This window comes from Streptomyces sp. NPDC093064, assembly GCF_044754605.1.
Taxonomy (GTDB): Bacteria; Actinomycetota; Actinomycetes; order Streptomycetales; family Streptomycetaceae; genus Streptomyces.
Map to the genome: position 1 here is coordinate 301,699 of NZ_JBIVPK010000005.1, position 13,549 is coordinate 315,247.

At 73.5% G+C, this 13,549-nt stretch carries 14 protein-coding genes; 5 read left to right on the plus strand and 9 right to left on the minus strand.

The window, feature by feature from the left end:
* Positions 1–79: 79 nt before the first annotated feature.
* The gene (locus ACIQFZ_RS09475) at positions 80–448 is read left to right on the plus strand and encodes a DUF6479 family protein (RefSeq protein WP_383058671.1); all 369 of its coding nucleotides are present in this window, start codon (positions 80–82) and stop codon (positions 446–448) included.
* Between the two features lie 123 nt (positions 449–571).
* On the plus strand, positions 572–748 hold the full coding sequence (locus ACIQFZ_RS09480) for a hypothetical protein (RefSeq protein WP_383058672.1): 177 nt from the start codon (positions 572–574) through the stop codon (positions 746–748).
* An 87-nt stretch (positions 749–835) separates the two neighbouring features.
* Here the strand turns inward: ACIQFZ_RS09480 and ACIQFZ_RS09485 are convergent, their stop codons facing one another.
* On the minus strand, positions 836–1,423 hold the full coding sequence (locus ACIQFZ_RS09485; protein ID WP_365418007.1) for a hydrolase: 588 nt from the start codon (positions 1,421–1,423) through the stop codon (positions 836–838).
* 47 nt (positions 1,424–1,470) lie between these two features.
* Complete coding sequence (locus ACIQFZ_RS09490; protein ID WP_402690946.1) at positions 1,471–1,932, minus strand: MarR family winged helix-turn-helix transcriptional regulator; 462 nt, start codon at positions 1,930–1,932, stop codon at positions 1,471–1,473.
* A gap of 108 nt (positions 1,933–2,040) precedes the next feature.
* On the opposite strand from ACIQFZ_RS09490, the gene ACIQFZ_RS09495 reads away from it, so the two are divergent.
* On the plus strand, positions 2,041–2,547 hold the full coding sequence (locus tag ACIQFZ_RS09495; RefSeq protein WP_402690947.1) for a metallophosphoesterase family protein: 507 nt from the start codon (positions 2,041–2,043) through the stop codon (positions 2,545–2,547).
* 397 nt (positions 2,548–2,944) lie between these two features.
* Here ACIQFZ_RS09495 and ACIQFZ_RS09500 read toward each other — a convergent pair whose 3' ends face one another.
* From ACIQFZ_RS09500 to ACIQFZ_RS09530, 7 genes are all read right to left on the minus strand, one after another.
* Positions 2,945–3,601: an SRPBCC family protein gene (locus tag ACIQFZ_RS09500; RefSeq protein WP_376652843.1), complete on the minus strand. Its 657-nt coding sequence runs from the start codon at positions 3,599–3,601 to the stop codon at positions 2,945–2,947.
* A 35-nt stretch (positions 3,602–3,636) separates the two neighbouring features.
* Positions 3,637–4,743, minus strand: a complete 1,107-nt coding sequence (locus ACIQFZ_RS09505; protein ID WP_365775721.1) for an XdhC/CoxI family protein — start codon at positions 4,741–4,743, stop codon at positions 3,637–3,639.
* A 2-nt stretch (positions 4,744–4,745) separates the two neighbouring features.
* A complete protein-coding gene (locus ACIQFZ_RS09510; RefSeq protein ID WP_402690948.1) occupies positions 4,746–5,876 on the minus strand; it encodes a VWA domain-containing protein in 1,131 nt (376 codons plus the stop codon).
* 323 nt (positions 5,877–6,199) lie between these two features.
* Positions 6,200–7,075 carry an AAA family ATPase gene (locus tag ACIQFZ_RS09515; RefSeq protein ID WP_402690949.1) on the minus strand — a complete coding sequence of 292 codons (876 nt, stop codon included), beginning with the start codon at positions 7,073–7,075 and terminating at the stop codon, positions 6,200–6,202.
* 15 nt (positions 7,076–7,090) lie between these two features.
* Complete coding sequence (locus ACIQFZ_RS09520; RefSeq protein WP_365418028.1) at positions 7,091–7,945, minus strand: xanthine dehydrogenase family protein subunit M; 855 nt, start codon at positions 7,943–7,945, stop codon at positions 7,091–7,093.
* Positions 7,942–10,335, minus strand: coding sequence for a xanthine dehydrogenase family protein molybdopterin-binding subunit (locus ACIQFZ_RS09525; protein WP_402690950.1), 2,394 nt, complete (start codon positions 10,333–10,335; stop codon positions 7,942–7,944). Before ACIQFZ_RS09525 ends, ACIQFZ_RS09520 begins: the two co-directional genes overlap by 4 nt.
* On the minus strand, positions 10,332–10,838 hold the full coding sequence (locus tag ACIQFZ_RS09530; protein ID WP_402690951.1) for a (2Fe-2S)-binding protein: 507 nt from the start codon (positions 10,836–10,838) through the stop codon (positions 10,332–10,334). The genes ACIQFZ_RS09525 and ACIQFZ_RS09530 overlap by 4 nt, the downstream gene beginning before the upstream one ends.
* Positions 10,839–11,091: 253 nt before the next feature.
* On the opposite strand from ACIQFZ_RS09530, the gene ACIQFZ_RS09535 reads away from it, so the two are divergent.
* Entirely contained in the window at positions 11,092–13,062 is a 1,971-nt protein-coding gene (locus tag ACIQFZ_RS09535; RefSeq protein ID WP_402690952.1) for a GTP-binding protein, read from the plus strand.
* Between the two features lie 203 nt (positions 13,063–13,265).
* Positions 13,266–13,549 (plus strand): transposase (locus ACIQFZ_RS09540; RefSeq protein ID WP_402690953.1); only part of this gene is annotated, 284 nt, incomplete at its 3' end.

Here is a 13,549-nt window from a genome sequence, read left to right on the forward strand (position 1 = left end):
CTGCCCCGCGACCGGGCCCGCGCCACGCCCTCGCCGGCTCGGCACGCATCGGCCGGGCGGGCCCGGGTATCCGCCGGCGATGGACAGCACCTGGTACGAAGCAGCCGTCACCGGCTCGGCCGCCGGGGTCGCCGTCATCGTCGTCGGCGGTCTGGTGATCGCGGCAGTCCTGGTGTGGGCCGTCCGGCTCGGCATCAGGGTCAAGCAGGGCGAGCCGAGGACTCCCCGGGGCGGCGAGCGTCCGACACTGCCGGATTCCGGGCCGGTCCACGAGGTTCGCCGGCGGCGCGAGCCGGCCGAGGTGCCCCGCACCGAGGAGACCGGCCGCCGCCTGACTCCGCACGAACTCGGCTCGTCCGGCGGCAGGCGCAGCGAGGACCAGGCCCGCCCGCGCTGGGACGGGGGCTCCGGCGGCGCGTTCGGCAGTGGGGGCTCCGGTGGCAGGTGACCAGGGTCAGGGTGCAGGTCAGGCGTTTACCGGGGCCCATTCCGGGGACTCGGCTGGTTTGGAGCACGGCGTTTTGGTGGGAGCCGCTCCACAGCACCTGACGCAGAAGGAAGATGAGGCGTCGTGACCGCGCACACCAGCGAGAAGCACCGTGTCCGGCACCCCGAGACGGGCTGGGCGCAGGCCCGCCGTCCGCGGGAGGAGGGCGTGCGCACCTGCCTCCCCGCGCTCGAGGGCCGCGGCGGCCCCCAGCAGGACCGCACGGGCAACGAGTCGAACATAGTGCGGGGTGAGGACTGAGTCGCCGGGTCCGGGTGAGGGCCCCGGGCCACGGGGCCCGGGGCCCGGGGAGACGGTCGGTGAGGCGGTGCGGAGCGCCTCGCCGCGTCAGCCGTGCGTCTTGGCCAGCAGTTCGAGGACCTCGGCGGTGGTGCCGGTCTCGCCCAGACGCGGGAAGATCCGCTCCACACTGCCCCGGTGGGCCTCGGCGTCCATGTCGCTCATGGCATCGGTGGCCAGGGTGACGTGGTAGCCGTGCTCGTGGGCGGCGCGGGCGGTGGACTCCACGCCGATGCTGGTGGCGATGCCGGCCAGCACGATCTGCGTCACCCCGCGGCGGCGCAGCTGCACATCGAGGTCGGTGCCGTGGAAGGCGCCCCAGTTGTGCTTGGTGACGGTGATGTCGCCCGGGTGCCCCGCCAGCTCGGGAACGATCACGTCCCAGCCCTCCGGACGCGCGCCACCGCCGGAGCGCACCGCCTCGGTGCGGCCGGGCGGCACGTCGCCGAAGTCGGCGGCGAAGGAGACCCGGACCAGGACGACGGGCAGGTTCCTGGCGCGGAAGGCGTCGGCGAGCCCGACCGTGCGGGAGAGCACCTCGGCGCCGGAGTGCGGGACGGTGGGCGCGGCGACGATGCCGGCCTGGAGGTCGATCACGACGAGTGCGGTGCGCGGGTCGAGTGCGGTGAGTGCCATGGGGGGGCAGGCCTTTCGGGGGGTGAGCTTTTCTGGCGGGGTGCTTGTCAGGGCTGGGACAGCCGTTCCAGCAGGGCGAAGGCCTCGAGGAGCGTTTCGCGTTCGGCCTCGGTGTAGCGGTCCTGCAGGGCCCGGGTCAGCCATTCCCCGCGGCTCTGCTGGTCGCCCGCGATGCGCGCGCGGCCCCCCTCGGTCAGGGTGACGAGCTGGCGCCGTCCGTCCTCGGGGTCGGGGCTGCGCAGGATGAGCCCGTGCCGCTCCAGGGCGGCGAGCGTGGCGGCCATGGACTGCGGCCGGACCCCCTCGGTGGCGGCCAGCGCGCTGGCCGTGGCGGCGCCGTGCTTGCCGACCAGGGTGAGTGCCGACACCTGCGGCGGGGTCAGATCCTCGTCCCGCGCGACCTCACGGATCCGGCGCCGCAGCCGGCTGAACACCACCCGCAGGTCGCGGGCGGCGCGCGCGGCGGAGGCGGAGATGCCCGGCGGTATCTCGTCGGCCTTGTGATCCATGACAGCACCGTAGAACCGCCACGACGGAACTGTCCAGTCTGGACTGAACAGTTTCGGCTGAAGGTCTGCCCCGGGTCGCCGCCTCGGCCCCCGCAGTACGCTGACCTCGTGCGTCTGCTGCTGATGTCCGACACCCATCTGCCCAAGCGCGCCAAGGAACTGCCCCCGCGGCTGCTCGCCGAACTCCCGCACGCCGACGTCGTCTTCCACGCCGGGGACTGGGCCGACGCCGCCACGCTCGACCTGCTGGAGAGCCGCAGCCGCCGCCTGATCGGCGTGTACGGCAACAACGACGGCCCCGAACTGCGCGCCCGCCTGCCCGAGGTGGCCGAGGCCGACCTGGACGGGCTGCGCTTCGGCGCCGTGCACGAGACCGGACCGGCCCAGGGCCGTGAGGCCCGCTGCGCCGCCCGCTTCCCCGGCCTCGACGTCCTGGTCTTCGGCCACAGCCACATCCCCTGGGACACCACCGCGCCCTCCGGTCTGCGCCTGCTCAACCCGGGCTCCCCGACCGACCGCCGCCGCCAGCCCCACTGCACCTACATGACGGCCACCGTCACCCGCGGCCGTCTGACCGACGTGGAACTGCACCGGCTGCCACGCCGGACCCCGTGACGCGCCCGTGCCACGCGGTGCCGTGCGACGGCGTGACCACGCAGGAGGGCAGCCCCTGATTCAGGGGCTGCCCCGGGGTCACTCTTCCCTTTCTCGTTTCCGACTTCTCGGCGAGATCCGGGCCGCTCGATGCGTGGCGGCGGCCCGGGCGCTACGAGTGTGCGCTTTCACGGACCTCCTTCCCACTGGGATGTGCGGCACATGTGCTGCGGAGGCCATGCATGCCTCATCCGTTGATGGCGCGCGTACCCTTCCCACGCAGCCTCACACCACCGAATCCGGAAAACCCGCGAGAAACCCGGAACAAGTCGGAACAGCAGGTCACAGTGGCAACGAGGGACTGATCGAAGCTCACGGGCACCCTCCGCACCGCAAGAAGAGTCGAGTGGCCGTCCGGTCAGCGGCGCCGGAGCCGGCGAACGCCCACGACCAGCAGCGCCACCGCCAGGGCGGCGCCGACCGCCACGGCGGCACGCTTGGCGACCGGTACTCCGGCGGTGCGCAGCAGATCCAGCGGCTCCGGCTCCGCATACCGCGCCGCGTGCTCCGCGGGCTCCTCGCGCACCTCCGTCGGGGCGCTCCCGGCGGCGCCCTCGGCGGCCACGGGCGGCGTCTCGGCGAGCCGCTGCGAAAGACAGTCGGCGAACTGCCCCACCAGCCGGTCGCCCACCTCCGCCAGCACCCCGCGCCCGAACTGCGCCGGGCGGCCGGTCACCGTCAGATCGGTCCGCACCGCCACCGCCGTGCCGCCGTCACGCTCCTGGAGCGTGCCCGTGACGGTGGCCCGCGCCGTGCCCTGCCCGCGCGTCTCCCGGCCGCTGGCGACGAGGACCATGCGGTGCGCCGTCTCGTCCTGCTCCTCGAAGACCGCCGTCCCCTTGTACGCCACCGTGATCGGCCCCAGCTTGACCGTGACCGAACCGGTCACGGTCTTGCCGTCGTACTCCTGCACGGTGGCCCCCGGCAGGCACGGCGCCACCCGCTCGATGTCCAGGAGCGCCCGCCAGGCGTCGTCGACCGGCACGGGCACGGTGAACTCGTGGTTCAGTTCCATGACTTCTCCTCGTACTCAGGCGGACTCAGGCGGACTCAGGCGGAGCCGGTCGCGTGGATGGCTCCGGCGGTCGCGGTCAGGGGCGTACCGGTGCCGCCCCAGCGCAGCGCGACGATCTCGGCCGCGACGGACACGGCCACCTCCTCCGGGGTACGGGCTCCGAGATCGAGGCCCACCGGGGACCGTAGCCGGGCGAGTTCGTCCTCCGTCAGGCCGGCGTCGATCAGCCGCTCCAGCCGGTCGTGGTGGGTACGGCGGCTCCCCATCGCGCCGATGTAGGCGGCGGGCCGGCGCAGCGCCTCCTCCAGCAGCGGCACGTCGAACTTCGGGTCGTGGGTCAGGACGCAGATCACCGTGCGCTCGTCGGTGTCCGTGCCGTGCAGGTAGCGGTGCGGCCAGTCCACGACCACCTCCACCCCCTCGGGGAAGCGTTTCGGCGTGGCGAACACCGGGCGGGCGTCGCACACCGTGACGCGGTAGCCGAGGAAGGCGCCGATACGGGCCACCGCGGCCGCGTAGTCGATCGCGCCGAACACCAGCATCCGCGGCGGCGGGGCGAAGGAGTGCAGGAACACCGTGACGGCGTCCTCGCGGCGCTCGCCGCGCGCACCGTAGTGCCTGAGTCCGGTGGCACCCTGGGCGAGTTCGCCGCGGGCGTCGGCGGTCACCGCCACGTCCAGGCCGGCCGCTCCCAGCGTGCCCGCCACCGTGTGTGGCCACACCGCGAGCGTCGCCCCGCGCGGGGCCGGTCCGTCGACCACGGTCGCCATGGTCACCGGGTCGCCCGCGGCGACGGACGCGGCGACCGCGCCGAAGGCCGGGTCGGACTCCTGGGTCACCTGCCTGACCAGCACGGAGATCTCACCACCGCAGGTGAGCCCCACCGCGAACGCGTCCTCGTCGCTGTAGCCGAAGGTCGCCACCCGTGCCTCGCCGCCGGCCGCGACCTCCTGGGCCAGGTCGAACACCGCCCCCTCCACGCACCCCCCGGACACGCTCCCCACCACCTCGTCGTCCGGCCCCACGGCCATCGCCGCACCGGGTTCGCGCGGCGCGCTGCGACTGACCGTGACGACGGTGGCGAGGCCGAACGGCACCCGCGCCGCGTACCACCGCTCCAGTACCGGAAGAATGTCCCGCACGCTCAGCTCCTCTCCCACGACCCCGGCACCTGGCCGGCCGCGTCCGTGCCGGCGCCCTGCACCACCGCCGCCAGACGTTCCAACGCGGCCAGGCTGTGACCCTCGACGAAGTCGTCAACGCTGGGCAGCGCCGCCGCCATACCGGCGGCGAGTGGCGCGTAGCCGGGGCGCGCCTTGCGGGGGTTGGACCAGACCACCCGGTGCGCGAGCCGGTGCAGGCGCCGCATCTGGGCGGCGAGCAGGTGCGGGTCGCCGCGCTCCCACCCGTCGGACAGCAGTACCACGACGGCGCCGCGCGCCATGCCCCGCTGGCCCCAGCGGTCGAGGAACTCCCGCAGCAGCTCACCCAGGCGGGTGCCCCCGCGCCAGTCGGGCACGGCCTCGGCGACCGCGGCCATGGCCAGGTCCGGGTCGCGGTGCGAAAGCTCCCGGGTCACCCGGGTCAGCCGGGTGCCGATGGTGAACACCTCCGTGCGCCGGCCCCGGGCGGCGGCGTGCGCGAACCGCAGCAGGGCGTCGGCGTAGGGCCCCATCGATCCGCTGACGTCGACCAGCAGCACCACCCGCCGCGGCAGCTCCGCGCGCGCGTGCCGCCGCAGCAGCGCCGGCTCGCCGCCCAGCCGGAGCAGTTCCCGCACGGTGCGGTGCGGGTCCACGTCCCCGCGCCGGGCCGGCCGCCGCCGCGCGGTGCGCCGCGGCTGCCCGCGCAGCGCGAACGCGGCGAGCAGCCGGCGCACCTGCGCGCGTTCCGCGGGGTCCAGCTCCGCCACGTCGCGGTGGCGCAGCACCTCGGCGGAGCTCGCGAGCGTCGCGGTGGGCGGCCCCTGCCGCTCCTCGCCGGGCGGCCCGGTGCGCGACCCGCCGGGCGCCTCCCTCAGGACCGGCCGCGGCCGGGGCGGGGGAGCGGTCCGGGCCGGGCGGGCCGGCGTCCCGTCGGTGCCGAAGTACGCGGCGAACACCCGCTCGTAGCGTTCCAGGTCGTCCCGGTCTCCGCACAGCGTCACCCGGCCCGCCCAGTACACGTCCGTCCGCAGCCCGGGGCGCAGGGCGTCCACCGCCCGCAGGAAGGCATGCACCCGCTCGGCGCTCGCCGCGACCCCGGCAGCCCGAAGCGCCCGCGCGAACCCCAGCAACGCGGCGTCGCCCCCCGGCCGACACCCTTCACCACACCCACCGCCCGCGACGTTCGCGGTGGTACGGCTGCCGGGCTGGTGCTCTCGCGGGTCCGGTGCGTTGCTTCGGCTGTCGGGCCTGTTGGGCCCGGGGTCTTCGTCACGCCTGCCCGTCCTGGCGTCTCGTGGGTCCGGCGCGTTGCTTCGGCCGTTGGTCCCGTCCGGACCGGGGTCTTCGCCGCGTCCGCCCGCCCCGGCGTCCGCGTCGCGTCCCGCGCCGCCGCCCTGGGCGGCGGCGCCTACGCGTACCTCGGGGTGTCCCCGTCGTTCCCCGGCCACGCCGATCACGCTCCTCGTCCCGCGAGGACCGCCGCGAAGTCCAGGCCGCGGGCCCGGTCCGTGTCCGCGCGGTACTTCAGCACCGATCCCAGGGTGGCCACCGCCAGCTCCGCGTCCAGCTCGTTCGCGCCGAGGGCGTCCAGGGCGCGGGCCCAGTCCAGCGTCTCGGCCACGCCCGGAGGCTTGAGCAGGTCCTCGGCGCGCAGAGCCTGCACCAGCGTGGTCACCTGCTCCGCGAGCCGCGCCGACACCCGCGGCAACCTGCGCCGGACGATGGCGAGTTCGCGGCCGAAGCCCGGATGGTCGAACCAGTGGTACAGGCACCGCCGCTTCAGCGCGTCGTGCACCTCGCGGGTGCGGTTGGAAGTCAGGACGACCACCGGCGGCACCTCGGCCCGCAGCGTGCCCAGCTCCGGAATCGTCACCTGGAACTCCGACAGCACCTCGAGCAGAAACGCCTCGAACTCGTCGTCGGCCCGGTCGATCTCGTCGACCAGCAGCACCGACGGCTGGGTCTGCAGAGCCCTCAGCAGCGGCCGGGCGACCAGGAACCGCCGGTCGTACAGCTCGCGCTCCAGCCGCTCCGCGTCCCTGACCCCGGCGGCCTCGGCGGCCCGCAGATGCAGCAGCTGACGGGGGAAGTCCCAGTCGTACAAAGCTTGGGAGGCGTCGATCCCCTCATGGCACTGGAGCCGGATCAGCGGCGCGTCGAGCGCCTCGGCGAGGGCGGAGGCGAGCGCCGTCTTTCCGACGCCCGCGTCGCCCTCGCAGAAGACCGGCCGGTGCAGCCGCAGCGCCAGGAAGCAGGCGATGGCGAGCCCGTCGTCGACGAGGTAGCCGGTCTGCTCCAGACGGGAGCGCACCTGCTCGGGGCTGTCCATGGAAGTGATCGGCGCTCACCCCATTCCGGCGGCGGCCAGGACCGCCCGCTTGGTCAGCACCCGCGCGAGGTGCGCCCGGTACTCGGGCGAGGCCGACGCGTCCCGCGAGGGCCGGGTGCCCTCCGCCGCGGACTGGGTCGCCCGCGCCACCGCGTCGGCGTCCCCGGCACCGGCCAGCGCCTCCTCCGCCGCAGCGGCCCGCAGCGGGGTCGCGCCCATGTTGGTCAGCCCGATCCGCGTCTCCGCGATGCGCCCGTCGTCGCGGCGCACCAGCGCGGCCACACCGACCATGGCCCAGGACTGCGCCACCCGGTGGAACTTCTCGTACCGGTAGCCCCAGCCCTCCCGCTTGGGCACCCGCACCTCCACCAGGAGCTCGTCGGGCGCCAGCGCGGTCTGCAGATAGTCGGCGAAGAACTCGCGCGCCGGGATCGTGCGCCGCCCGCCGGGCCCCTCGGCGACCAGTTCGGCGTCCAGCGCCAGCGCCACCGCGGGCAGGTCCCCGGCCGGGTCGGCGTGCGCGAGCGAGCCGCCGAGGGTGCCCCGGTGCCGTACGGCGGGATCGGCGACCGTCTCGGTGGCCTGGGCCAGCAGGCCCGCGTGCCGCCGCACCAGCGGGTCGTGGACGACGTCGTGGTGCGTGGTCAGCGCGCCGATGGCGAGCGTGCCGCCGTCCTCGCGGACCCCGCGCAGCTCGGGGATCCGCCCGATGTCGACGACGAGTTCGGGAAAGGCCAGCCGCAGCCGCAGCAGCGGCAGCAGGCTCTGCCCGCCGGCCAGCACCTTCGCGTCCTCGCCCGCGTCGGCGAGGGTGCGCACGGCCTCGTCGACGCTGGTCGGGCGGGCGTAGTCGAATGCGGGGGGAATCATGCCGAGCCCTCCTTCTGCGCGGGCCGCGCCGGCGGGGCGGACCGTACGGCCTCCCAGACCCGCTCGGGGGTGCACGGCATCCGCACGTCGTGCACGCCCAGCGGGCGCAGCGCGTCCACGATCGCGTTGACGACGGCGGGCGTCGAGGCGATGGTGCCCGCCTCGCCGACGCCCTTGGCGCCGAGCGGGTTGGAGACCGCGGGCGTCTCGGTCCGGTCGGTCACGAACTCGGGCAGGTCCGCCGCCGACGGCACGAGGTAGTCGGCCATCGTGCCGGAGACCAGGTTGCCCTCCGTGTCGTACACGGCCTCCTCGTACAGCGCCTGCGCGATGCCCTGGGCCAGTCCGCCGTGCACCTGCCCCTCGACGATCACCGGGTTGATCACCCGGCCGACGTCGTCCACGCAGACGTAGGAGCGGATACGGGTCTGCCCGGTCTCGGTGTCGACCTCGACCGCGCACAGATGGGTGCCGTGCGGGTAGGAGAAGTTCTCCGGGTCGAGCAGGTACTCGGAGTTGAGGGTGGGTTCCATGCCGTCGGGCACGTCGTGCGAGGTGAACGTCTCGAAGGCGATCTCCTGGATGGTCCTGCGTGCCTCCGGCGAGCCCTTCACCGAGAACACGCCGCCCCTGAACTCCAGGTCGTCCTCACTGGCCTCCAGCAGGTGCGCCGCGACCTTCCGCGCCTTGTCCACCACCTTCTCGGCGGCGCGGTGCACCGCCGACCCGCCCACGACCAGCGAGCGCGAGCCGTAGGTGTCCATGCCCTGCGGGGCCGCCTGGGTGTCGCCGTGCAGCACCTCGACGTCCTCGAACGGCACGCCCAGCACGTCCGCGGCGATCTGGCTCCAGCAGGTCACGTGCCCCTGCCCGTGCGGGCTGGTGCCGGTGACCACCTCGACCTTGCCGGTGGGCAGCATGCGGATGCTCGCCGCCTCCCAGCCGCCGGCCGAGTACCTGAGGTCCCGCAGCACCCGGCTCGGTGCCAGCCCGCACATCTCCGTGTACGTCGACACGCCGATGCCCAGGCGCACGCCGTCCCCGCGCTCGTTGCGCTTGCGCTGCTCGGCGCGCAGGTCGTCGTACCCGAACAGGGCGAGTGCCTTGTCGGTGGCCGCCTCGTAGTTCCCGCTGTCGTAGGTCAGGCCCGCGATCGAGGCGTACGGGAACTCCTCGTGCCGGATCCAGTTCCGCCGCCGCACCTCCACCGGGTCCAGACCGACCTCGGCGGCGAGTTCGTCCATGGACCGCTCGATGGCGTACGTGGCCTCCGGGCGCCCGGCGCCGCGGTAGGCGTCGGTCGGGGTGCGGGTGGTGAACACGCCGGTGCAGTGGAACTCGTAGGAGTCCATCTTGTAGATCCCCGGGTACATGAAGGCGCCCAGGATCGGGATGCCGGGAGTGACCAGCATCAGATAGGCGCCCATGTCGGCGATCAGGTCGACCTTGAGACCGAGCAGCCGGCCCTCTCGGGTCGCGGCGATCTCGATGTCCTGGATCATGCCGCGGCCGTGGTGGGTGGCCAGATAGCCCTCGGAGCGGGACTCGGTCCACTTCAGCGGCCGTCCCAGCCTGCGCGCGACCTCGACCGCGATGGCCTCCTCGCCGTACACCTGGAGCTTGGAGCCGAAGCCGCCGCCCACGTCGGGGGCGATCACCCGCAGCTTGTGCTCGGGTACGCCGGTGACCACCGAGAGCATGATCCGCAGGATGTGCGGGATCTGCGTCGCCGAGTACACCGTGAACTCCCCGGAGGCGGCCAGCGGGGTGACGACGACCGCGCGCGGCTCCATGGCGTTGGGGATGAGGCGCTGCTGCCGGTAGCGGCGCTTGAGGACGACGTCGGCGCGCTGCTTGACCGCCTCGAAGTCCTCGCCGGTCCTCAGCGGCCACACATAGGCGCGGTTGGTGCCCTTGTCGGCGTGGACCAGCGGGGCGTCCTCGGCGAGCGCCTCTTCCAGGTCCAGGACCGGCGGCAGGGGCTCGTAGTCGACCTCGATCGCCTCCAGCGCGTCGGCCGCCGCGTACCGGTCGCGGGCCACGACGACCGCCACCGGGTCACCGGCGTGGCGCACCTCGTCGACCGCGACCGGCGGATGGTCCGGCAGCACCATGTCCTCGGTGACCGGCCAGGCGCAGGGCAGCGACCCCAGTCCCCCGGCGAGGTCGCGGCCGCTGAAGGCGGCGACGACACCGGGGCGTTCGAGGGCGGGGGAGACGTCGATCCGTTCGATGCGGGCGTGCGCCATGGGGCTGCGCAGGATGGCCAGGTGCAGCAGTCCGGTGACGGTGATGTTGTCGGTCCAGTTGGTCTGCCCGGTGATCAGCCGGGCGTCCTCCTTGCGGAGCCGGGCCCGGCCGACCTCGCGTTCGACGGCCTGGTCGGTCATGCCGTCACCTCCTGGGCGGCCCCGGTCCGCTCACCGGAGGCCGTCTCCCCCTCGGCGACGGCGAGCACCGCGCGGACGATGTTCTGGTAGCCGGTGCACCGGCACAGGTTGCCCTCCAGCGCCTTGCGCACCTCGTCGGAGTCGGGGTGGGGGTTCTCGCGCAGCAGATCGCGTGCGGCCATGATCATCCCGGGGGTGCAGTAGCCGCACTGCAGCGCGTGCCGCTCGTGGAACGCGCGCTGCAGCTCCGTCCACTCGCCGTCCCTGGCCAGTCCCTGGACCGTGGTCACCTCGCCGCCGTCCGCCTGGACGGCCAGCACCGTGCAGCTCTTGACGCTCGCGCCGTCCAACTCGACCGTGCAGGCTCCGCAGTTCGAGGTGTCGCAGCCGATCGGGGTACCGGTCAGTCCGAGGCGGTCGCGCAGATAGTGGACCAGGAGCAGACGGGGTTCCACCTCGTCCTCGTAGGCCGTGCCGTCCACCGTGACCGAGATATGGGTCATGTTCCCTCCGGGGCCATATGGGCGTGGGTGGGGGAAATGTCGTCGACCATGTGGTGTACGTCACTCTATGGCCGCGTCAGGGCGGCGGCGAGTGCTGCGACGGGCTTTGTTGACCGTTAATCCATTGCCCCGGCGTTCCGGCTCTGCTGCACTGCACGTCGCCACGCCGTCACCGAACGAGGAGCATCCATGCGCACAGCGTCCATGTCCACCCCGGAAGGAATCCCCGCCATCAAGAAGGACATGACGCCCTGTGCACTTGCTCAACCTCGGCATTCTCGCGCACGTCGACGCGGGTAAGACCAGTCTGACCGAACGGCTGCTGCACTCCGCGGGGGTGATCGACGCGCTCGGCAGCGTCGACGCCGGCAGTACGCGGACCGACACCCTCGCGCTGGAGCGGCAGCGCGGTATCACCATCAAGTCCGCCGTCGTCTCCTTCCCGGTCGACGACGTGACCGTCAACCTCATCGACACCCCCGGCCACCCCGACTTCATCGCCGAGGTGGAGCGGGTGCTGGGCGTGCTCGACGGCGCGGTACTCGTGGTCTCCGCCGTCGAGGGCGTCCAGGCGCAGACCCGTGTCCTGATGCGCACCCTGCGGCGGCTGCGCATCCCGACCCTGCTCTTCGTCAACAAGATCGACCGGCGGGGCGCCCGGCAGGAGGAACTGCTGAGTGCCGTCGCCCGGCGGCTGACACCGGCCGTCGTGCCCATGGGGCGGGTGACGGGAATCGGCGCCCGCGAGGCCCGCTTCGTGCCCGGCCTCGGCCCGTCCGCGCCGGACGTCCTCGCCGGGCACGACGACGACCTGCTGGCCGCGTACGTCGACGGCACCCTCCGCGGCGACCGCCTGCGCGCCGCCCTCGCCGCCCAGACCCGGCAGGCACGCGTGCACCCGGTGTACTTCGGCTCCGCGATCACCGGTGCCGGAGTGGACGCGCTGATCGGCGGCGTCAAGGAACTGCTGCCCGCCGCGGGCGGCGACCCCGACGGGCCCGTCTCGGCCACCGTGTTCAAGGTCGAGCGGGGCCTCGCGGGGGAGAAGGTGGCCTACGCGCGGATGTTCTCCGGCACCCTCCGGGTACGGGACCGCGTGCCCTACGGAGAGGCCCGCACGGAGGGCAGGGTCACTGCGATCGGCGTGTTCGATCACGGCACCGAGGTCCGTGCCGACGCCGTGTCCGCGGGCCGCATCGCCAGACTGTGGGGCCTGGCCGACATCCGGATCGGCGACACGGTCGGCGAACCCGGCAAGGCCTACGAGCACTTCTTCGCGCCGCCGACCCTGGAGACCGTCGTCGTACCGGGCCCCAACGTGGGCGGCGGGGCCCTGCACCTCGCGCTCACCCGGCTGGCCGAGCAGGACCCGCTGATCGGGCTGCGCCACGACGAGGGACGGCAGGAGACCTCCGTGTCCCTGTACGGGGAGGTGCAGAAGGAGGTCCTCCAGGCCACGCTCGCCGACGAGTTCGGGCTGCGTGTCACCTTCCGGGAGACCACCCCGCTGTGCGTCGAGCGGCCGGTGGGCACGGGTGCGGCCGCGGAGTTCATCAAGAAGGACGGCAATCCCTTCCTGGCCACCGTCGGGCTGCGCGTCGACCCCGCGCCGGCGGGCTCCGGGGTGGACTTCCGGCTGGAGGTCGAACTGGGCTCGATGCCGTATGCCTTCTTCAAGGCGGTGGAGGACACTGTGCGCGAGGCCCTCGGGCAGGGGCTGCACGGCTGGCAGGTCACCGACTGCACGGTCACCCTGACCCACTGCGGCTACTGCCCCCGGCAGAGCCACGCCCACCAGGGCTTCGACAAGAGCATGTCCAGCACCGGGGCCGACTTCCGGGGCCTGACCCCGCTGGTGCTGATGGAAGCGCTGCGCCGCGCGGGCACGCTGGTCCACGAGCCGGTGCACCGCTTTCGCGTCGAGGCCCCGGCGGACACCCTCGGCGCCCTGCTGCCGGTGCTGTCCGCACTGCGGGCCGTGCCGCGGACGACCGTCACCCACGGATCCGTGTGCCTCCTGGAGGGCGGCGTCCCGGCCGCCCGGGTGCACGCGCTGGAGCAGCGCCTGCCGGGGCTGACCCGCGGCGAGGGGGACCTGGAGAGCGCCTTCGACCACTACGCACCGGTCACGGGCGACACGGTCCCCGAACGCCCACGCACCGACCACAACCCACTGGACCGCAAGCAGTACCTCCTCAACCTGACACAACGGGTGGGGCGATGACGACCGCCCGCCCGCTCGTGGTTGCCCACACCCTTGCGCCCACCCGCCGGGGTCGTCCTCCGCCCGCTCCGGAGCCCACCGGACGCCTCGCGCCCGGCGATGCGGACCGCCTCCTCGACCAGGGGCCGCCGCAACCCGGCGGCCCTAGTAGTACTTCGTTAGGTTGGTTTGATCTTGGGTGCCGAGTCCGGCAGGCTGCCCGTGTGGACTTGGGGGAGATCGAGCAACTCCGGGGTGAGTTGGCCGCGTTCGTGGCCGAGGTGTTCGCGTCGGTGCCGCGCCGGGATCAGCGGGCGAAGGGCGACTGCTACCTGCGCGGGTTGATGCTGGACGGTCGCAGGAAGTCGATCCAGCCGATGGCCGAGCGGCTGCCGGACGGCGATATGCAGGCGTTGCAGCAGTTCGTGAACCAGTCGCCGTGGGACCACGCCGCGGTGTTGCGGGCGGTGGCCGTCAAGATGGTCCCCGTCGTCGATCCCATGGTGTG

What these genes read in the sequence shown, in the direction of transcription:
- ACIQFZ_RS09475 (WP_383058671.1), top strand. Translation starts at nt 80, where the DNA reads ATGGACAGCACCTGGTACGAAGCAGCCGTCACCGGCTCGGCCGCCGGG.
- ACIQFZ_RS09485 (WP_365418007.1), bottom strand. Translation starts at nt 1,423, where the DNA reads ATGGCACTCACCGCACTCGACCCGCGCACCGCACTCGTCGTGATCGAC.
- ACIQFZ_RS09490 (WP_402690946.1), bottom strand. Translation starts at nt 1,932, where the DNA reads ATGGATCACAAGGCCGACGAGATACCGCCGGGCATCTCCGCCTCCGCC.
- ACIQFZ_RS09500 (WP_376652843.1), bottom strand. Translation starts at nt 3,601, where the DNA reads ATGGAACTGAACCACGAGTTCACCGTGCCCGTGCCGGTCGACGACGCC.
- ACIQFZ_RS09515 (WP_402690949.1), bottom strand. Translation starts at nt 7,075, where the DNA reads ATGGACAGCCCCGAGCAGGTGCGCTCCCGTCTGGAGCAGACCGGCTAC.
- ACIQFZ_RS09520 (WP_365418028.1), bottom strand. Translation starts at nt 7,945, where the DNA reads ATGATTCCCCCCGCATTCGACTACGCCCGCCCGACCAGCGTCGACGAG.
- ACIQFZ_RS09525 (WP_402690950.1), bottom strand. Translation starts at nt 10,335, where the DNA reads ATGACCGACCAGGCCGTCGAACGCGAGGTCGGCCGGGCCCGGCTCCGC.
- ACIQFZ_RS09530 (WP_402690951.1), bottom strand. Translation starts at nt 10,838, where the DNA reads ATGACCCATATCTCGGTCACGGTGGACGGCACGGCCTACGAGGACGAG.